The sequence below is a fragment of the Micromonospora sp. NPDC049900 genome, from assembly GCF_044461025.1.
In the GTDB taxonomy this organism is placed as follows: Bacteria; Actinomycetota; Actinomycetes; order Mycobacteriales; family Micromonosporaceae; genus Micromonospora.
Window position 1 is genome coordinate 242,915 of sequence record NZ_JBITKM010000003.1, and the last position, 18,946, is coordinate 261,860.

Consider the following 18,946-nt stretch of genomic DNA (forward strand, 5'->3'; position numbering starts at 1 on the left):
GGTCAGGACTTCGTCCAGCGCAGCACCTCGCCCAGCACCAGCTCCGGTGTCTCCAGGTGCGGGAAGTGCCCCACGTCGTCCAGCAGCCGCCACTCGTACGCCGCGCTGACGTAGCGGCCCGACCCCTGCGCGGTGCGCGGCAACGAGGCCACGTCGAGCGCGCCGTGCAGTTGCAGGGTGGGCGTGACCAGGGGGCGCTGCATGAGCTTGACGAACCGGTACCCGTGCAGCCGCAGCACCGACCGGAACGCCCAGCGGTAACCCTCCAGGGCGCAGAACGCGGCCTGCGGGATGCGCATCGCCTCCCGGTAGCGATGGGCGTACCCGGCGAACTCCGGGCCGTTCACCCACCGGGGGCCACCCCAGCGGCGCAGGATCTCCTCCACCGCCCGGGCGTCGTCCCGGGTGAGGACGTGCTCGTAGCGCGGAATCTGGAACCGCAGCGCGGGCGTGGAGGCGGCGAACTGGCCACGCGGGTCGGCGAAGATCCCGGCGCGCAGCCGCAGCGGGTGCGGTGCGCCGAGCACCACCAGCCGACGGACCAGGTTGGGGTGGAACGAGGCCACCGTCCAACCGATCATCCCGCCGGCACCGGCGCCGACCACGGTCGCCGACCGTTCACCCAGTGCGCGGATCAGCCCGGCCACGTCGGCGGCGAGGGTGTAGCCGTCGTACCCCCGGGGTGGTTTGTCGCTGGCGCCGTAGCCGCGCAGGTCGACGGCGACGGCGCGGAAACCGGCGTCGGCGACCGCCGGCAGCATCTGCTGCCAGGCCCACCAGTGCTCGGGAAAGCCGTGCAGGAAGAGCACCATCGGACCGGTGCCCGCCTCCACGACGTGGAACCGGCTGCCGTTGGCGCCGACGAACCGGTGCGTCCACGGCCCCTCGGTGAGGACGCAGGATTCGTCGACGGCGTCGCCACGCTGCTCGGTCATGACCGACAGCCTATGACCCCGCCGCCGGTGCCCCGGCCGGGCCGACCGGGGCACTGGCCCGGCAGGGGCGACGCCCCGGGCAGATGGCCTGCCCGGGGCGTCGTCGCGTCAGGTCGGTGGCTCAGGAGAACCGGACCTTGGTGTAGATGCCGTCCTGCTCCAGCACCCGGATCTTGGTGCCGGTGGCCGGGAGCTTGACGCCGTGGTTGGGCAGCTCCGGGAACCAGTACTGCTTGGTGTCGTCGAACAGCGGCTGCGCCGCCTGGCCCCGGATGTACTGGGGCTGGCTGTTGAGGTGCAGCGTGAACGAGTCGGCCTTCTTGAGGCTGAACGGCGCGTCGTAGACCTGGATCCGGGCCCGCCAGGGCTGACCGGTCAGGTTGTAGATCGGCCGGGGCCGGGAGTCGATGATCAGGTTCCGGCCCTCGCCCGGGTGCGCGAACGTGTCGTTGTCCGACCACCGGGTGTTCCAGTACGAGATCAGCAGACCCTCCTGGTACGCGTAGTGGTCCACGAAGTCCGGCTTGGTGTTGGCGTACCCGAAGAAGTACGGGCCGGTCTTGAGGTACTTGTCGTACGAGATGTACTGCCGGGTCCCGGCGATGTAGTAGTTCGGGAAGCTCCGGGTGTACGTCTCCTCGACCACCTCGAACCCGCCGGCCAGCGTCCAGCCGGTGGCACCGTCCTCGGCACCGTCGACGAAGACCGTCTGCCCGTCGGCGGTCAGGGTGATCGCGTCACCGAAGAACCCACCCTCGGCGACCGCGCCGTCCGTCTGGTAGCGCAGCCGGAATCCGACGGTGTTGCCGGCCACCGAGTCCAGCGGGACCTGAACGTCGACCCACTCGTCGTCGGTGCTGCCGTCCAGCGCGTACCGGCCGGGGGAGATCTCCTTGAACGGCCGACCGTCGGCGGTGCCGGGCTGCGGCGTCCAGGTCTGACCACCGTCGGTCGAGGTCTCGAAGAACAGGTAGTCGTAGTCCGCCTCGATGCTGTAGCGGCCCTTCAGCGAGACGCTTGCCGACGACGCCCCACTCAGGTCGAACGTCCTGGTCAGGGTGCTGTTCAGGTCGTCGGCGTTGCCGGAGAAGAACTGCTTGTCGCCCTCGAACGGCGCGCCGTTCTCGAACGTGTACTCCCGTTCGGGCAGCACCACCACGGCGGCCTGGGCCTCCTTGGTGTTGTATTCCTGCGGGCCGAGCACCAGCGTGCGCTTCTGCCCGGCCACGATCACCTCGTAGTCGAGCCAGCCGAGCTGGAGCTTGTTCCACGCACCGAGGTCACCGCCGCGCTCGCCGATGCCACCGTCGTTCTTGGCGCCGAGGCGGCTCTGGGCCATCAGGGTCCAGTGCTCGTTGTTGTTGTCGCCACCGCTGATGACGTTGTAGTCGTCCGGGAGGCCCAGGTCGTGCGCGTACTCGTGGTAGAAGACGCTGCGACCGCCGTTCTCCGGCTGGATCGTGTAGTCGCCGATCCAGATCCCGGTGTCGCCGATCTGGGTGCCGCCGGCCGGGAAGTTCGGCGGGCCGGTGCGCCCCTGGTCGGAGGCGTACGCGTACCAGCGGTGGCTCCAGATCGCGTCCTCGCCGTAGATCGGGTCACCGTCGGCCATGTCGCCACCGGCGTGCACGATCTGGAAGTGGTCGATGTAGCCGTCCGGCTCGTTGAAGTCGCCGTCACCGTCGTGGTCGTACCGGTCCCACTGGTCCATCGCCCGCACGTCGGCGGCGATCTCCTCGTCGGTCCGCCCGGCCGCCTTCTGGTCGGCGACCCACTGGTTGGCGGCGTCGCGCACCAGCGCCCAGACGTTGTTGCAGACGATCCCGTCGCACGGGTAGCCACTGGACCGACCGTACCGGGCCTGGTTGAAGTTGACCTTCACCCAGTCGGTGACCACACCGTCCACGCTGTAGCGCCCGGAGGACTGGGCCTCGTAGTACTGCTTCACCGACTCGTCGCCGGGGCCGGTGCCGAAGTAGAGCTTCCTGAAGTGGTCGGCGTCGTAGTCCGGCTGCCAGACGGTGGAGTTGTCCACCCGGCGGTCCGGCTGCGGGATCTCGTTGTGCATCGGCCCGTCGAACCGCGTCGGGCCGGGGGTGTCGGGGTCGGTGTCCTGGTCGGGGTAGTCCGGGTGCCGCTCGTTGCCGAACTCGGCGAGGATCACGAAGATCCGGTCGGTCTTCTCCCGCGACAGTTCGACGTACTGCTTCTCGGTCGGGCCCTTGCCGCCCTTGGTGGTCTTGGCGTTGCGGCCGGCCTTGCCACCCTTGGTGGCCCGCTCGCCGACCTTGACCACCGTGCTGCCGTTGATCCGCTCCGCCTCGGCCCGCCCCGAGAGAACCTCGCTCAGGCCCTGCTCACGCAGGGCGCGACGCTTGTCCTCCAGCGGGTTCGGCAGGTCGTGTTCGGCGTGGGCGGGCTCCGCGATCGACTGGGCGGCCGGGGCCGTGGCAGGCGCCGCGGCGGCGGAAGCGCCGACGGTAAGCCCTGTCGCGGTCAGCGAGAGCCCGAGTAGACCCACTGCGACTTTCCGCACGTGGTACCTCCGGATTGAGGGAACCGGCCCGTCGGGGGTTGTGGACCGGCGAAATAGGCCCCTACGGATGGGGCCACTGGTGAACATAGGCACTCGTGGGGCTCAAGGGGAAGGGGTGTGCGTCGATTTTGTGGCAGCGGGTTGTTGGCAGGCGTTGTCACTGTCACAGCCCTCGGCGACGGCGACCCGACGTCCGCGCAGGTCCGGACAGACATCGACGGGTGGCGGTCCGCGTCGGACCGCCACCCGTCGAGTGGTACGCCTATCCGTCAGTCCTCGTCGGACCTACCCCCGCCCATGCCGGAGGCGATCAGGTCCATCACCGACGAGTCCTGCAACGTGGTCACGTCACCGAGCGAGCGGTTCTCCGCCACGTCCCGCAGCAACCGGCGCATGATCTTGCCGGAGCGGGTCTTCGGCAGCTCCGGCACCAACATGATCTGACGCGGCTTGGCGATCGGGCCGAGCGTCTTCGCCACGTGGTTGCGCAACTCGGCGATGAGCTGCTCGCCGGCCTCACCGGCGATGTCGGTGCTGCCGCGCGGGATCGCGAACGCCACGATCGCCTGCCCGGTGGTCGGGTCGGTGGCGCCGACCACCGCCGCCTCCGCCACCGACGGGTGCGACACCAGCGCCGACTCCACCTCCGTGGTGGAGATGTTGTGCCCGGAGACCAGCATGACGTCGTCCACCCGGCCGAGCAGCCAGAGGTGCCCGTCGTCGTCCTTCTTCGCCCCGTCACCGGCGAAGTAGACCCACGGGTCGTCGGCGTTGCCGCTCACCCCCGCACCGAACCGGGACCAGTACGTCTCGATGAACCGGTTGTCGTCGCCCCAGATGGTGCGCAGCATCGACGGCCACGGCTCCCGCAGCACCAGGTAGCCGCCACCGCCGTCGGGCACCGACTGACCCTGGTCGTCCACCACGTCGGCGCTGACCCCCGGCAGCGGCGTCATCGCCGAACCCGGCTTCGCGGCGGTCACCCCGGGCAGCGGCGAGATCATCATGCTGCCGGTCTCGGTCTGCCACCAGGTGTCCACGATCGGCAGTTCGCCCCGCCCGACGTGCTGCCTGTACCACATCCAGGCCTCGGGGTTGATCGGTTCGCCGACGCTGCCGAGCAGGCGGAGCGTGGAGAGGCTGTACTCCGCGGGGATCTCGTCGCCCCACTTCATCATGGTGCGGATCAACGTCGGTGCCGTGTAGAGGATCGTCACGCCGTACTTGTCGACGATCTCCCAGAAGCGGCCCTTGTGCGGGGTGTCCGGGGTGCCCTCGTACATGACCTGGCTGACGCCGTTGGAGAGCGGCCCGTACACGATGTAGGAGTGGCCGGTCACCCAGCCGATGTCCGCCGTGCACCAGTAGACGTCGCTCTCCGGCTTCAGGTCGAAGACCGCGTGCGAGGTGTACGAGGTCTGGGTCAGGTACCCGCCGGTGGTGTGCAGGATGCCCTTCGGACGGGCCGTGGTGCCGCTGGTGTAGAGGATGAACAGCGGGTGCTCGGCGTCGAACGGCTGCGCGGCGTGCTCGGTCGACGCCTGCTCCACCGTCTCGTGCCACCAGTGGTCCCGCTCCGACCAGCCGACCTGCTCGCCGGTACGCCGTACCACCAGCACGTGCTCCACCGACGGGCAGTTCGCCACCGCGTCGTCCACGGTCGGCTTGAGCGCCGACGGCTTGCCCCGGCGGTAACCGCCGTCGGCGGTGATCACGACCTTGGCGGTGGCGTCCTGGATCCGGTTGGTCAGCGACTCGGCGGAGAAGCCACCGAAGACCACGCTGTGCGTCGCGCCGATCCGGGCGCAGGCCAGCATCGCGACCGCCGCCTCCGGGATCATCGGCAGATAGATCGCCACCCGGTCACCCGCGACCACCCCGAGGTCGGTGAGGGCGTTCGCCGCCTGGCACGTCATCCGGTGCAGGTCGGCGTAGGTGATGGTCCGGGTGTCGCCCGGTTCGCCCTCCCAGTGGATCGCCACCTTGTCACCCCGGCCCGCCTCCACGTGCCGGTCCAGACAGTTGTACGCCACGTTGAGCTGCCCGCCGACGAACCACTTGGCGAACGGCGGGTTCGACCAGTCCAGCACCTGGTCCCACGGCTTCGCCCAGGTCAGCCGCCCGGCCTGGCGCTCCCAGAAGGCCAGCCGGTCGTTCTCGGCCTCGACGTACGCGTCCGCGGTGACGTTGGCGGCGGCGGCGAGTTCGGCCGGCGGCGGGAACTGGCGCGTCTCGTTCAGCAGATTGGCCAATGCCTCGCTCATGCGGTGACTCCTCGTCGCTCGGGGGTGACCTGCCTCTCTTCCGGGCAGGTTAGCCGGGGCGGGCGCGCCAGGCGACCGATCTCGTCCGCCCTCGTCGCCCAACGGCTCCTCCCACGCGCCGAGATGTAAGGAAGGGCACCTTATTAACGCCTCGTGCATAGGAAGGGCCCCTTCCTAACACCTGCGGCACGGCGTCGACGCACCTGCGGCACGGCGTGCACGCCGACTCGTGCGCGGCGCGGACAGCCGGGTCGATAGCGTGACGGGGTGACCGCCGACCCGCTCGCACCGCTGCTCGACCTCGCCGACGTCGCCGACGTCGCCGCGCGCGCCCGCGCCCGCTTCGACCAGGCACTCGGCCACCGCGCGCTGCGCCGCCACGGCGGTCAGGTCGCGGCCGAGGTCGGCCTGCGGTCCGCGGTGGCCAGCGCCGGCCTGGAAGGCCGCCCCCACGACCGCGAGGCGGTTCGCGCCGGCACCGTCACCGAACCGGTCCTCCAGGGCGCCCTGCGCGTCGCCGGAGCGCTCCCCGGGCTGACCGACCTCTGGCCCCGAGCGCCCCGACAGGCCCTCGCGAAGCTGCACGTACTCGCCGCCCGCGACATCGTCGACCAGCCCGACCTGGGCCGCCCGGTCGACGACCCGGTGGTGGCCGCCCGCCTCGACGCCCTGGCCGGGCTGGTGGCCGGCGGCACCAGGGTCACTCCGCTGGTACTGGCCGCCGTGGTGCACGGGGAACTGCTCAACCTGCGCCCGTTCGCCGGCCCGTCCGGCGTGGTCGCCCGGGGCGCGGCCCGTCTGGTGCTGCTGGCCAGCGGCGTCGACCCGCGCGGCCTGCTGCCGGTCGACGTCGGGCACCGGGAACGCGAACCGGAGTACGTCGGAGCAGCCGGCGCCTTCGCCACCGGGACGCCGGACGGGCTCCGGTCGTGGCTGCGTCACTACATGTCCGCCGTCGAGGTGGGCGCCGATCAGCTCACCGCCGTCGGCGACGAGGTCCTGGCCGCCGCGTGAGGAGTGCCCGCCGAACGCCCCGACGACCGGCGCCGGCCAGGTCACCTGCTCCATGAGGATCGACCGTCCCGCCGACGCGGGTGCAGGGAAGCTCAGGCGGGACCGGCGATGACCGAGCCTGATCCGGCGGCGACCACCGGGCGGAGCTGCGGCGAGGATCAGGCCGAGCTGCCGGCGCGGGTCCGGCGATGCCGGCCGTACCAGGCGATGCCGATCGCCACCCCGACACCCACGCCGAGCGCAGCCGCGGCCACCGGGACGCCCGGCCGCTCCCGCAGCCGCCGACCCAGCGGGATCGGGTGTCGGAACTCCAGCACCGGCCAGGCGTTCTCCACCGCGAGCTTGCGGAGCTGCCGGTCCGGGTTGACCACGCTGGGATGACCCACGCACTCCAACAACGGCCGATCCGTGTACGAGTCGGAGTAGGCGTACGAGTCGGCCAGGTCGTACCCGCGCGCCTCGGCCAACTCGCTGACCGCCTCGACCTTGCTCGGACCGGCCGCGTAGAACTCGACCTCGCCGCTGTACCGCCCGTCCACCACACCCATCCGGGTGGCGATCACGTCGGTGACCCCGAGCAGCGCGCCGATCGGGCGGACCATCTCCTCGCCGGAGGCGGAGACCAGCACCACGTCCCGCCCGGCCGCCTGATGCTCCTCGATGAGGGCGGCGGCCTCCGCGTACACGTAGGGGTTGATCAGCTCGTGCAGTGTCTCCGCGACGAGCTGGCGGACCTGCTCCACCGACCACCCCTTGCACAGAGTGGCGAGATAGTCCCTGGTTCTGGCCATGGTCTGCTCGTCGGTGCCGCCCAGCCGGAACATCAGCTGCGCGTACGCCGACTTGACCACGTCACGCCGGGTGATCAGGCCGTCCCGGTAGAACGGCCGACCGAACGCCAGGGCGCTCGACTTGGCGATGACGGTCTTGTCCAGATCGAAGAAAGCGGCACTTCGGCCCACGGCGCGAAAGTCTAGCCCGATGGTCTATGGTCGTCGGATGCCCGGGGGTCAAGGACCGTGCGGACCTGCGGGTCGGCCTCCCCGCCGCCTCCGAAGGGTGACTGCAGTCACACTCTGCGAAAAGGAATCTGCGGGGAGTGGAGGCTACACCACTCGACGTACACAGGTCCGCTCAGGCAGACTTGTTCGTAGGCCGAGTATTCACATCTCGTACCACCGGCAGACTCTCGGCGGTTGCACCCCCCGTGACCGCTGAGCGGGTTCGGCTCGACCCCCCCGGAGCCGAACCTCCGACGACCCCCGTCTCCCCCCGACGGGGGTCGTCCCTTTCCCGTGGGAACGCTCCGCCCCAGTTCACAGGTCGTCCCCGATCTCGTCATCGGCCTCGTCCGGCGTGGTTTCTCCCGTCGGAGGCAGCAGAGAGGCAGCAGGGCCGTCGAAGGCCGCCAGGACCCGGGCAGCGTAGTCGTCCGGCGTGTGGGTGTAGCGGTTGAGCGTGGTCGACGCCTGCTCGTGGCCCATGACGCGCTGCACGAGGTTGATCGGCACGCCGTCGGTGACCAGCCAGGTGGCGTAGGCGTGCCGCAGATCGTGGAACCGCATCCCGCCAGCAGCTTTGGCCGCGACGCAGGCGACGGCTTCCCGCTCGGTGGTGAATTCGGCCGACCACTCGACGCCTTCCCGATCGGGCCAGACGGCCCGGTACCGATGCGGACCGGCGTCGACGACCTGACCGAGCAGGCCGGCGCGGACCAGCGAGGGCAGCCAGACCCGACGGCGGAAGTTCGACCGGCGCAACGGTCGGCCGACCCGGTCCCGGAAGACCAGCGTGCGCGGGTCCGGGTTGTCGGCGGCGGCGTGCAACTGACGCAGCGCGTCGACGAGGAAACCGGGCAGCGGCACGGTCCGCACTCCGGCGCGACTCTTCGGGTACGGACGTAGCACGATCCCTCCGTGCGTCTCCTCGGCGACCTGGACGACGCGCAGCGATGCCCGGTCGAGGTCTACTGACGACCAGGTGAGCCCGGCGCACTCGCCCCAGCGGAGCCCGGCCCCGGCGGCGGTGCAGACGATGGCCCGGTGACGGGGCGGGACGGCCGGCAGCAGCTTGCCGAAGAAGTTCTCCCGGCTGATCGTGATCGGCTTGACGTCCCGCGTTCGGTCCCGGGGCAGCTTGACGCCCTCGGCGGGGTTGACCGCGATCAGCCGCGCCTGCACAGCGGTTCGCAGGATCATCGACAGCAGTTGGTAGCACTTGCCCACGGTGGCGGGAGCGAGGTCGCGGCCGAGCCCGGTCACCCACTCCTGCACCGACATGAAGTCGACCTTCCCGAGCGGCCAGTCACCCCACTTGGGCAGGACATGAGCCCGAAGCAGGGACACGGTCCGTTCCGTGGTGCGCGCTTCGACCGAGCGGGTGGCGAGCCACTGCTGAGCGAAGTCACCGACGCGGGTACGGCCGGCGTGCGGGTTGACGTAGGTGCCCCGGTTGAGGCTGCCTTCCATCTCCACCAGGTAGGCGCTGGCCTCCCGCTTCGTGCGGAAACTCTTCGACTTCTGCTGACCTGCGGGGTCACGCCAGCAGGCGCGGAAGGTCCCGGCCGGAGTCTTGCGGACAAAGCCCATCAACGCCCCCGACCGTGCTCGGTGCCGGTGGCGGCGGGTTGCTCGGTGACGCCGTCGAGCCAGGCATGGAACCGGGTACGGGGGATCAGCCAGCGGCCCCCGAGGCGGGTCGCCGGGATGGTGCCGGCGCGGACGAGGGCGTACGTGCTGCCGAGCGATAGACCCAGCAGCTTGGCGACCTCCCGAACGGTGTAGGTAACCGGCGCGACGACGACCGCCCCGGAACGAGGGACGAGCCGAACGACCGGAGCCGGGCGGGCGGTGGTGCTCATGACGAGTGACCTCCTCAGGTCTGTCGGGTCAGGCGACAGCCAGCACAGTGCCGGCCGGGGTGGTGCCGAGTTCGTGGGCGAGTTCCTCGCGGCCGGCGGCTTGTCGCTCTCTGGCCATGGCGGCGGCAGTGTTGGCGAGGAGCGCGTCACCGGTGGTGTGCCAGCCGACCCCGGCGAAGGTGAGGGTGCCGACGATCAGGGTGGTGTCGTCGTCGACGAGCGGGCCGCCGACGGCCGGGTGTCCGTGTTCCTCGCGCTGCCGGTGGGCACGGCGGGTATCGCGCAGGAGTTGGAAGGTGACGGAGTACCGCCGGGCCTTGGTGAGGAAGTGGCCGCCGAAGCCGAGCATGTGCGCCCACCGGCGCAGTCGGGCGTACGGGTTGGCGGTGGCCGGTTTCGTCGATTCGGTGTCAAGGGCGGATTGACGTCGGGCGACGCAGACCGGGCAGGCGGCGTAGCGGGTGTGGGTGCCGCAGTCGGGGCACTCCCAGCGCGGGACGAAGCCGGGTCGGGGCCGGTGGTCGCGGGGCCGCTGGGACAGCGGTACGGGGGTGCCGGTAGGTCGGCCGAGTCGCCAGCAGGCGTCGATGAGGCGGGCGGTGTGGTCGCCGTCGGGGTCGGCGTGGTCCCCGATGGTGTCGGCGGTGAGGCGGGTGGAGCGGTGCCCGGTTACCTCGGTGCTCTTGGTGGCGTACTTAGCAAGGTAGCCGGCGACCATGCTGTCGGTGACCTCACCGTGGCCGGTGAGGGTGATGGGCCGGATGTCGAGCTGCTCGCCCCAGGCGATCGGCCAGCCGGCGGGGTGGTCGGGGTGCTCGGGGGTGGTGAAGGCGACCTGGGCGGCGGCGTGCCGGAGCGCGTCGACGAGGTCGTCAACGGTGAACGCGTCCGGCGGTGGGACGACGGCGGCCGGGTCGCCGGGGTCGACACCGTCCAGGCGAACGAGGGCGTGGAAGTGGACCGCGCCGCGTGCTTGGAACTCTGCCGCTTTGCCGTGCGACAGCCGAACCGGTGGGACCGTGCGGATGTTGCCTGAGGCGGTGGTGACCTGCACGCGCGGGATGCCGCGGCGACGGGCGAGCTTGGCCAGGTGCCGTTCCGCGGCTTGTTTGGTGCGGTGCCACAGCTCGCCGGAGAACAGGTTCCAGACGACCTGGTGGTCATGGTCGTAGCAGTCCAGGCACAGCGGCTGACCGAGCGCGGCGTCACCGGGCTCGTGTCGTGCCCAGCAGACGGCGGGGCGGCCGTGTGGGCAGTGGCCGGCGGTGGGGTCGTCGGCGCGGCGAGCGTGGCAGGGGTCGGGGCGGCAGTCGCAGCGCTTGCGGTCCCGACAGGTGTGCTTGCGGACCGCGCGGACGTGGACCGGCCCGAAGGATGGAGCGGTGAAGGTGGGGAACACGGCCGGGTGTTGGGTGACGGTGTCGGGGACACCCTTGCCGCCGACGAGACCGGCGTGTAGGAGCTGGTACGCGTCGCGTTGGTAGGTGCGGGCGCAGGAGGGGCAGACGGTGGCCCGCCGGTTGCCGCAGGCGGTGTAGATGACCGCGTCGGGCATACCGTCGGTGTGCCGCTGCTCGACGACGCGCCCGGTGCCAGGCTCGACCGTGAGGAGCTGGCCGGCGAGCCGGATCGGTCGGGTACAGCCACCGGCGGCGCGGACATGTTCGATCCAGCCGAAGTAGTCCGGTCGGGTGGCGCGGGCGAAGGCAGCCCCGGCGGCGGTGTAGTCGTAGACGATGGTGTCGGCGTTCGAGCCCACCCCCCGGGCCGAAGCGCGGGGAGTGAGGTCCAGCGTCGAGGCCATCAGACCGCGATCCCGTTCGGGGTGCGGGTGGTGATGGTGCGTTCGGTGACGATGACCCGGCAGGCGCCGCACTGGCGCTTGGCCGGCTCGTGCCGACGGCACGGGATCAGGACGGTCTGTCCACCGCAGCGGACGGTGACCGGAGCCCGGCAGGGTCCGCCGGGAATGACGTCGACGATGGTGCGCCGGATGTCGTACGGGTGCCCCTCTGGGTGGACGGGGCAGGTGTGGACGACCTGTTCGATGTCGACGAGGTAGATGGTCATCGGGCACCACCGCTCAGGGTGGTCAGGAGTTGCCCGGCGGTGGCCGGGGCGATGTCGAGCCGGTCGGCCAGCTCGGCGGCGGTGATGGGTGACCCGGTGTTCTGCTCGTGCTGTGCTGCGGCGAACCTGGCCATGGGCAGGAGGTGGGTCGGAACCTCGACCGGCTCCGGCTCGGTGGCCGGGATGGTGGGCTGGATGGCCGGACGGGGTTGCGGGTCGGTGGCGATGGCGGCCGGCGGTACCGGTTCGGTGGTGACCTGCTCGGCCACCTCAGCCCGGATCGGTTCGGCCGGTTCGACAACCGGCGTGGTCGGGTTGTCGCCCTTGACGGGCGCGAGGACGAGTTTTACCAGAGCCATGAAGGCCAGTGCCGGTACTGCCGAGAGCAGCCAACCGGAGATGCCCGGCTTGGCGACCGCGAGTTGTGCGGCCAGGGAGAGGCCGGCGGCGGCGATGAGCAGGAACAACGGGTAGCCGATGGGCGCACCGACCCGGCGTCGACGCCGAATGGTCAGCAGGCAGGCGATGGGGACGAGTTCGGAGATGACGGCGTTGGCCCAGCCGAACCACTCGCCCGTTCCCGCCGGGGAGTTGTCGAGGGTCCAGTCCTTGACGTGGGTGAACGAGGCGGCACCGGCGAATCCGGCGACGGTGAGCAGGATGAGGACCAGGACGACACCTTCGATTCGGGTGCCGGTGGTGGGCTGACGGTTCATCGCACACCGCCCATGTAGGCCATGGCGATGCCGATGAGCAGGATGACGGCGAAGGTGATCAGGACACCCATCAGTGGCCTCCGTGGCAGTCGAGGCAGCAGCCGTAGCGGTGCGGGATGTAGTAGGGCCGGACCAGGCCGCAGACGGCGCAGGTACGGCGGGCGCGCAGCGCCTTGCCGATGGCCTCCCGCTGGGCGGGGGTGGCGGTGCGCTTGGGCTTGGCCAGGTCGAGGCGGTAGAGGTAGGCGACGCGCTTCCCGCGCCGCCAGAAGATCTGGGCGACGGGGTCATGCCCGCCGGGACGCAGACCGGCAGCCCGAAGCTGCCGCAGGGTGGCGAGCCCGCTGGGTGCCATCCGATACGGGTAGGTGGGAAAGCCGAAGCGAGTGCCGGTCGGGTCGTAGAAGTTGGTCACGACCGGTCTCCCCAGCGTTGCTGGGCGGCTTGGCGGGAGATGCCGAGGCGTTGGCCGATTTCGGCCCAGGAGTAGCCGAAGGCGCGGAGTCCGACGACGGCGTCGGTGATGGCCTCGTCGATGACGGCGGAGAGGGCGACCAGGTCGCGTAGGGCTTCGACGTCACCGGTGGCGACGCGGCGACCGTGGGCGCGGATGATGCGGCGTGCGAAGGCCGCGAATTCGTCGTTCTCGACGATGTCCCGGCGCTTCTGTCGCGGGACGTTCGGCGTCAAGGTGGGCTTGACGGTGGGCATCAGTTCTCGCCCCCGTCGGTGTGGAGGGAGTCCCAGTCGTCGGCGGCGGACTCAAGGGCCGTGATGACCTGCTCAGCAGTACGGCCGGGGTCGTCGTTCCAGGAATAGGGGGAGGTGTGTTCGTCGATGAGGAAGCCGTCGTCGTCGACGGCGCAGATGGGCTCGTAGTCGTCGAGGTGGGTGGTGAAGACACCCACGGCGGTGCGGAACGCGACCTGGGTGCCGAAGTCGAGGCTGTAGAAGTGGTCGACGCGGTGGCCGGCGACGGCCATGCCGATCGCTCCGACAGCGCAGGCCGGCGGCGTAGGGCAGCCGGCGGGCGCGGTGGTGGGGTAATAGGTGCCCTGGTGCCAGCCGTGCCGGCGCAGGTAGAGGGCAGCCATCCGGAGCAGGTCAGCAGGAGTGACCGTTCCGGTGGTAGGTGGGTTCTGGGTAGCCTTCATGGCAGCCACGTCCTTTCAGGAGGGCTTGGTGGGAGGTCGGCGGAACCGGTCTGCTTTCCAGGGCTTGAGCCGGTTCCGTCGGCCGATTAGCTGGCGCGCAGCCGCAGGTAGCGGCGGAAGCGGGTCGGATCGCCGGGCAGCTGTACGGGTGCCGAGGCGAAGACGAGGAGCCCACGATCGGTGGCCAGCGCCATGAGCGTGGCGAGTTCCTCGGGCGTACCGACCACGTGCCGGTCGACGTACTGGGTGGTCGGTGCCGGGGTACGACGGGTGCGGATGAGCTCTCGCAGGGTCATGCGGCGGTTCCCCAATCGAGTCGAGATCCGGTCGGTGCGGACGGGCGGGTGGGACGACGGGTCCAGGCGGCGTAGTCGGCGATGCCGGCGATCTGGGCGTCGGTCAGGTAGGCGACCTTGATGCGGCGCGGGATGCCGCCTTCGGCGATGAGGTACGCCGCGCCCTGGTTGGTCGGGGCGATGTCGGTGGCGGAGTAGCCCTGCTCGGCCCAGCCGTGACCGAGGACGATGTTCGAGCTGTTGGGAGTGGTGCAGCGGAACGCGGCGCGGTAGCCGAACAGGTCCCGCAGGCTGGTGGGGATGATGTCGAACGACGGTCGCTGGGTGGCGGCGACGACGGGGATTCCGGCGGCTCGACCCCGGGCGACCAGGTCCCGCAGGAGGGCGACGAACTCTTCCTGTTCCTGCTTGCCGCCGATGGTGGCGGAGTAGAAGGCGATCTCGTCGACCAGGACGGTGATGACGGAGAGTCCGTCGAGCGCGGTGACCTTGCGACGTCCGTGGGCGCGCAGCCAGGCGTAACGGTTGTTCATCACCTGCTGTAGGCGTCGGAGGACGTCGAGCGCGGCGGTGATGTCAGGGCCGATAAAGGCGTCGGCGCAGTCTTCCCACTGGCCGAGTTCGACGAGCTTGCCGTCGAGCAGGACAAGACGGGAGTCCGCCGAGAGAGCAGCGTGGGCCGCGATGGTGTTGAGTAGGCCGGACTTACCTCCGCCGGGTTCACCGCCAGCGAGGAGGTTGCGGTAGGCCAGGGTGATGTAGACGGGCTGGCCGAACTCGTCGATGCCGACGAAGATTGGGTCGAACATCGACAGGCCAGGCCCCACCGGAATACCGGCGGTCGGGGCGGATGCCGTAGCCATGGGTGCCTTCCTTGGGCGTTGATGGGCGCGGGAAGCCACACGAAGGAGCCCGCAGGGCTCCCCGCGTCCGGGATGGATTGCAGGGTCAGATCCAGTCGGAGACGTCGTCGGCGTCCGACGACGGCGCAGGGGCCGGCTTGCTGCCGTTGGCCGACGTGGCGGCCGACTTCTTGGGCTGGATGGGCAGGGTGACCGTGGGTGCCTGGACGTCGGGCAGGTCCAGGGCGGTGGGGATGACCGGCGTCGGTCGGTCGGTGGCCGGAGCGTCGGGAGTGATGACGTCGGCCAGCGGGGACGTGACGGTTGCGGTGAGCACCTCACGGCGCTTGACGTCGAACCGCAGGTACGCGGCGTTTCCGTCGGAGGCGCGCTCGACCAGGACGGACGAGGCGTGGCAGGTGACGGCGATCTTGTCGAGGCGGCCTTCCAGGTCCGCCAGGGACAGGCCGGGCCGCAGGTAGACCCAGACCCGTTCGCCGACCGGGGTCGGCTTGGCCCAGAGGATCAGCGGGAGTGACCCCGACTGGTTGGCGATGATGAACTGCGCGAAGCAGACCCGCAGCCGGTGGCGTACGGCAAGGCACCACACCCAGGCGACGACCTGGCGTCGAACGGTGGGAACGGCGGCCGGAACGCCGAGGACGACCGCGACGACGGCCAGGGTGACGATGGTCGGGGTGTGAGTGGCGAGCTGCACCCACGCCGTCAGCAGCACGACGGCAAGGACGATTTCGGGGGTCCACCACCACAGCAGCCGCAGGACCGGCCAGATGCGGACCAGGAGCCAGGCCAGCGCGCCGCACGGGACGCCGATGGCCGCACCGATGAACAGCGCGATGATGGGGTGTACGTAGGAAGCGGCCACCACGGCACCGAGTACGCCGATGATGACCGCAGTGAGGATGAACGCCATTCGGGCGTTCCGGGCCGAGGACCGGTGAACCTTGGCCTCGATTACTGTCACGGTTCCGGTTGACTTCCGGCCGAACGAGCGGCGAGGGCTAGACTTGGACACGACACGTCCTCCCAAGCGATTGGGCTGGATGGGTTGGAGAGCACGGGGTCGGCAGGTGTAGGAGCCAGTACCGGCCCCGGGCTCGAAATCACTCAGGCCGCGTAGCGACCCTTGCGCCTACAAGCAGGCGATGAGCAGCGCGGATACCCACAGGCAAGCCGCGTGCAGAGACTGATCCGCCAGGTACATGCCGCAGATCGGGGCCTGCCGGTCGGCGAAATCCCGGCTACCGGTGAGGATGAGCAACCACCGCACCGGCCAACGCCGGTCGAGGAATGCGTGTGAGACGGCGGAGAAGCCGACTCCAGCGATGAGCCCGACGACGGTGACGGGCAGACCAAGCGCGACGATGGCGACGGTCAACATGACCACCACCACGAGGTGATAGGCCACGACGTGGCCCAACAGGTGACGCCAGCCGTCCCAGCCGGGAGCGGCCTTGTGGGCGGCTTGCTTGTCGGACTGGCCGAAGACGTGGTCGGCCACCTGGTGGCCGGCGTAGAGAGTCGCCGCGACAACGGCGAAGACGATGGCGGAAACGAGCACGACAACCACTCCCAACGATTGTGGGTGAACGGGTTGGAATGGCAGGCGAGGTCGGCAGGTGTAGGAGCCAGTACCGACCCCGCGCCATATCGAGAGGGCAACCACGGGTTGCCAGGGCCGGGAGAATAGGAGCCAGAAACGCTCCCGGACCGAAGATGGATCAGTTCAGCGGACCATCAGGCCGCTTCGTGCATCAGACACCAGAGGCTCACACAGCGCGGTGAGCGAAGAACTACTTAGCCGCCGAGTTACCAGCCTTCGGCTTCAGCGAGATGGCGCGGAACGCGACGCCGTTACGCCCGTTGGTCGCCCACGGGATGGCCTCCAACTGCTCGACAGCGACGAGCTGTCCCACCATCACGCTCGGCTTCTCACCCGCCGTGGTGATGGTGATGATCTCGCCGCCGGTCTCGTCGAGTACGAAGACCTGGGTGGACCACATGAGCCGGCCGGTGTTCTTCTCCGACCGCTGATTGCCGTTCTGGTCGTTCTTCGGCTCGGGGTCCTTCGTCACCTGGACCTGCTTGCTCTGGGTGTCCACGTACAGCTTCACAACAGACCTCCTGTGTCTCGGGCCAGAAATTGAGCTTGTCCCCGGTGGACTCTTGCTCGTGGCCTCTGAGGTCAAGACTCCCGAATCTGCGAGGACGCCCCATCCCGAGGGCTGGACGACTATGGGACGTCTCGACTATCGTCTAGTTGTCCCTAGTCGTCCCTTGAGGAGGGTCGGATGCCGAACGACCGGCTACGCGATGCCATCCTGCGCAACGGCCTGACGCCTGCCGTTGTGGCCGAGCGGATCGGGGTGGACCCGAAGACCGTCGAACGGTGGATCACGCAGGACCGGACGCCGTATCCCCGGCACCGGCACGCGATCGCGGCCATGGTGCGCGAAGACGTGCCGTACCTGTGGCCGGACGCCGTGACCCCGGAGAAGGCGTCGAAGATCGGGCAGAGCGAGATGGTCCAGCTCTACTCCCGGCGGTCCGCCGTGCCGTACGACCTGTGGCGACGAATGATCGAGCGAGCCGAGAAGCGGATCGACGTCCTCGCCTACGCTGGCCTCTTCCTGTTGGAGCAGGACCCGAGGCTTGTCGACATCCTGCGTCAAAAGGGCGTTGACGGTGTCGCGGTGACTATCCTGCTTGGCGACCCGACCAGCGCCGCGATCGAACGGAGAAGCGTCGAGGAGGGTGCGCCCGGCGTGATGGCCGCGAAGATTCGTCAGGTGCAGCAGTCCTACAAGCGGCTCGACGATGCGCCCGGGGTGAAGGTGCTCTACCACGACACGACGCTGTACAACTCGATCTACCGATTCGATGACGAGATGCTGGTGAACATGCACGTACTCGGGTTCCCGGCACCACACGCGCCCGTGATGCACCTACGGCGGCTTAACGGTGGTGACCTGTTCGGCACCTACGCCGACAGCTTCGACCGAGTCTTGTCCGCCTCGAAGCCGCTGCCGCTCGGTGAGGTGGCAGCCTAGAGCCATGGCGAGAACTGAGCACTACCACGATCCGAACGCGCCGGAAGCCAACAGTATCGTCGTGGCCGTCTCCGTCTTCGTCCGCGACGAGCATGCCCGGGTGCTGCTCATCCAGCGCACCGACAACGGCCTGTGGTCACTGCCCGGCGGCGGCCAGGAGATCGGCGAATCGGTCGCCGAGACGGCGACCCGAGAAACCCGCGAAGAGACCGGCATCACCGTCGAGGTGACCGGCATGGTCGGCGTCTACTCCGACCCAGACCACGTCATCGCGTACTCAGACGGAGAGGTCCGGCAGCAGTTCTCGCTCTGCTTCCGAGCCGTACCCGTCGACGGCACTCCGACCCCCAGCGATGAATCAAGCGACGTCCGGTGGGTGGCCCGCGACGAGTTCGAAGCACTCGACATCCATCCGTCGACCCTGCTCCGCATCACCCACGGATACGAGGACCGCGCCGAGCCCTACATCGGCTGAGGGACGCTGCCGACAAGCCGTTGTTGAGTCCGCCGCACAGCGGCGACCATCTCTGGTTCCGCCCGGCCGATGAACCGGGTCACCAGGTGCTCCGGCCCGTACCGCGACCGAATCTCGGCCAGCCGCTCTAACACCTCGAAGTCCTGCCCGTCCGGCCCGGTCGTCATGTCCGAGAAGCAGAGGGCATCCGTCACCGGCGTCTCTTCCCGGGGGAACTCGGCGCCTAGGACGTCACCAAGCCCACGCTCTTCGGCTTCCAGCCAGGCGCACGAGTGGTGAGCCACCAGGGCGGCAATCCGCTCGTTGAACCGCTCGCGCTGTAGCCAGCGGCCACCGTCGAGCGAGTGAAAGCCGGTGTCGACCAGGTCGGGGCTGTAGCCCACGTCATGCAGCCACGCGGACGCTACGAGCACCGCACGATCCTCGACCGGTACGGCAGCGCTGACCCGGTCCGCCTTGGCGGCCACCGCCTGGACGTGACTCCATCGACGAGGTAGCGGAGTCTCCAGCAGGTGCCGCGCAACTTCCCGAGCGGTGTCGACGAGGTCGGCCATGCCGCCAGGGTACGGAGCGCACACGGCCCGCACCATCCCGTGTTCGCTGGTCGACGAGACGAGACAAGACCGGCCGGCTGCCCGGCGGTGTGGTTCAAACTTTCTGTACGTCTTCAAGGCGGCCCTGAACGGGCCGCACGCGCCGCCGCCAGGGCGCGT

The 18,946-nt window shown here is 69.7% G+C and carries 21 protein-coding genes; 3 read left to right on the forward strand and 18 right to left on the reverse strand.

The features are described 5' to 3' along the window. Window positions 1–2 precede the first annotated feature (2 nt). The 3 genes from ACIBMZ_RS09420 to acs all read right to left on the reverse strand — a co-directional run bounded on the left by ACIBMZ_RS09420 (window position 3) and on the right by acs (window position 5,735). Window positions 3–935, reverse strand: coding sequence for an alpha/beta fold hydrolase (locus tag ACIBMZ_RS09420; RefSeq protein WP_396692117.1), 933 nt, complete (start codon window positions 933–935; stop codon window positions 3–5). Window positions 936–1,056: 121 nt separating this feature from the next. Further along, window positions 1,057–3,456, reverse strand: a complete 2,400-nt coding sequence (locus ACIBMZ_RS09425; protein WP_396692714.1) for an immune inhibitor A domain-containing protein — start codon at window positions 3,454–3,456, stop codon at window positions 1,057–1,059. A gap of 284 nt (window positions 3,457–3,740) precedes the next feature. Continuing rightward, complete coding sequence (gene acs / locus ACIBMZ_RS09430; RefSeq protein WP_396692118.1) at window positions 3,741–5,735, reverse strand: acetate--CoA ligase; 1,995 nt, start codon at window positions 5,733–5,735, stop codon at window positions 3,741–3,743. Window positions 5,736–6,002: 267 nt separating this feature from the next. Between acs and ACIBMZ_RS09435 the strand changes: the two genes are divergently transcribed. Next, a complete protein-coding gene (locus ACIBMZ_RS09435) occupies window positions 6,003–6,749 on the forward strand; it encodes an oxidoreductase (RefSeq protein ID WP_396692119.1) in 747 nt (248 codons plus the stop codon). A 158-nt stretch (window positions 6,750–6,907) separates the two neighbouring features. On the opposite strand, the gene ACIBMZ_RS09440 is transcribed toward ACIBMZ_RS09435, so the two are convergent. The 14 genes from ACIBMZ_RS09440 to ACIBMZ_RS09505 form a co-directional block, all read right to left on the reverse strand. Further along, the gene (locus ACIBMZ_RS09440) at window positions 6,908–7,711 is read right to left on the reverse strand and encodes an HAD family hydrolase (protein WP_396692120.1); all 804 of its coding nucleotides are present in this window, start codon (window positions 7,709–7,711) and stop codon (window positions 6,908–6,910) included. Window positions 7,712–8,065: 354 nt separating this feature from the next. After that, window positions 8,066–9,337, reverse strand: a complete 1,272-nt coding sequence (locus ACIBMZ_RS09445; RefSeq protein ID WP_396692715.1) for a tyrosine-type recombinase/integrase — start codon at window positions 9,335–9,337, stop codon at window positions 8,066–8,068. Further along, the gene (locus tag ACIBMZ_RS09450) at window positions 9,337–9,609 is read right to left on the reverse strand and encodes a helix-turn-helix domain-containing protein (protein WP_396692121.1); all 273 of its coding nucleotides are present in this window, start codon (window positions 9,607–9,609) and stop codon (window positions 9,337–9,339) included. Before ACIBMZ_RS09450 ends, ACIBMZ_RS09445 begins: the two co-directional genes overlap by 1 nt. A 28-nt stretch (window positions 9,610–9,637) precedes the next feature. Continuing rightward, window positions 9,638–11,413 (reverse strand): replication initiator, encoded by a 1,776-nt coding sequence (locus ACIBMZ_RS09455; RefSeq protein WP_396692122.1) that lies wholly within the window; start codon window positions 11,411–11,413, stop codon window positions 9,638–9,640. Beyond that, window positions 11,413–11,679, reverse strand: a complete 267-nt coding sequence (locus ACIBMZ_RS09460; RefSeq protein ID WP_396692123.1) for a hypothetical protein — start codon at window positions 11,677–11,679, stop codon at window positions 11,413–11,415. Before ACIBMZ_RS09460 ends, ACIBMZ_RS09455 begins: the two co-directional genes overlap by 1 nt. Then, the gene (locus ACIBMZ_RS09465) at window positions 11,676–12,395 is read right to left on the reverse strand and encodes a hypothetical protein (protein WP_396692124.1); all 720 of its coding nucleotides are present in this window, start codon (window positions 12,393–12,395) and stop codon (window positions 11,676–11,678) included. The genes ACIBMZ_RS09460 and ACIBMZ_RS09465 overlap by 4 nt, the downstream gene beginning before the upstream one ends. 70 nt (window positions 12,396–12,465) lie before the next feature. Beyond that, a complete protein-coding gene (locus ACIBMZ_RS09470; protein WP_303393475.1) occupies window positions 12,466–12,810 on the reverse strand; it encodes an RRQRL motif-containing zinc-binding protein in 345 nt (114 codons plus the stop codon). Then, window positions 12,807–13,106: a hypothetical protein gene (locus tag ACIBMZ_RS09475; RefSeq protein ID WP_111244781.1), complete on the reverse strand. Its 300-nt coding sequence runs from the start codon at window positions 13,104–13,106 to the stop codon at window positions 12,807–12,809. The genes ACIBMZ_RS09470 and ACIBMZ_RS09475 overlap by 4 nt, the downstream gene beginning before the upstream one ends. Further along, complete coding sequence (locus ACIBMZ_RS09480; RefSeq protein ID WP_396692125.1) at window positions 13,106–13,549, reverse strand: DUF6197 family protein; 444 nt, start codon at window positions 13,547–13,549, stop codon at window positions 13,106–13,108. Before ACIBMZ_RS09480 ends, ACIBMZ_RS09475 begins: the two co-directional genes overlap by 1 nt. Window positions 13,550–13,635: 86 nt before the next feature. Further along, window positions 13,636–13,845, reverse strand: a complete 210-nt coding sequence (locus tag ACIBMZ_RS09485; protein WP_396692126.1) for a hypothetical protein — start codon at window positions 13,843–13,845, stop codon at window positions 13,636–13,638. Then, window positions 13,842–14,708 carry an FtsK/SpoIIIE domain-containing protein gene (locus ACIBMZ_RS09490; protein WP_111244784.1) on the reverse strand — a complete coding sequence of 289 codons (867 nt, stop codon included), beginning with the start codon at window positions 14,706–14,708 and terminating at the stop codon, window positions 13,842–13,844. The genes ACIBMZ_RS09485 and ACIBMZ_RS09490 overlap by 4 nt, the downstream gene beginning before the upstream one ends. A gap of 85 nt (window positions 14,709–14,793) precedes the next feature. Beyond that, window positions 14,794–15,672: a hypothetical protein gene (locus tag ACIBMZ_RS09495; RefSeq protein ID WP_396692127.1), complete on the reverse strand. Its 879-nt coding sequence runs from the start codon at window positions 15,670–15,672 to the stop codon at window positions 14,794–14,796. 168 nt (window positions 15,673–15,840) lie between these two features. Next, window positions 15,841–16,278 (reverse strand): DUF3307 domain-containing protein, encoded by a 438-nt coding sequence (locus tag ACIBMZ_RS09500; RefSeq protein WP_396692128.1) that lies wholly within the window; start codon window positions 16,276–16,278, stop codon window positions 15,841–15,843. A gap of 223 nt (window positions 16,279–16,501) precedes the next feature. Next, on the reverse strand, window positions 16,502–16,822 hold the full coding sequence (locus ACIBMZ_RS09505) for a hypothetical protein (RefSeq protein WP_111244787.1): 321 nt from the start codon (window positions 16,820–16,822) through the stop codon (window positions 16,502–16,504). A 177-nt stretch (window positions 16,823–16,999) separates the two neighbouring features. On the opposite strand from ACIBMZ_RS09505, the gene ACIBMZ_RS09510 reads away from it, so the two are divergent. Continuing rightward, window positions 17,000–17,758 carry an XRE family transcriptional regulator gene (locus ACIBMZ_RS09510; RefSeq protein WP_396692129.1) on the forward strand — a complete coding sequence of 253 codons (759 nt, stop codon included), beginning with the start codon at window positions 17,000–17,002 and terminating at the stop codon, window positions 17,756–17,758. A 4-nt stretch (window positions 17,759–17,762) separates the two neighbouring features. Continuing rightward, window positions 17,763–18,233 (forward strand): NUDIX domain-containing protein, encoded by a 471-nt coding sequence (locus ACIBMZ_RS09515; RefSeq protein ID WP_396692130.1) that lies wholly within the window; start codon window positions 17,763–17,765, stop codon window positions 18,231–18,233. Here the strand turns inward: ACIBMZ_RS09515 and ACIBMZ_RS09520 are convergent. Further along, complete coding sequence (locus ACIBMZ_RS09520; RefSeq protein ID WP_396692131.1) at window positions 18,221–18,787, reverse strand: HD domain-containing protein; 567 nt, start codon at window positions 18,785–18,787, stop codon at window positions 18,221–18,223. The genes ACIBMZ_RS09515 and ACIBMZ_RS09520 overlap by 13 nt on opposite strands. Between the last annotated feature and the right edge of the window lie 159 nt (window positions 18,788–18,946).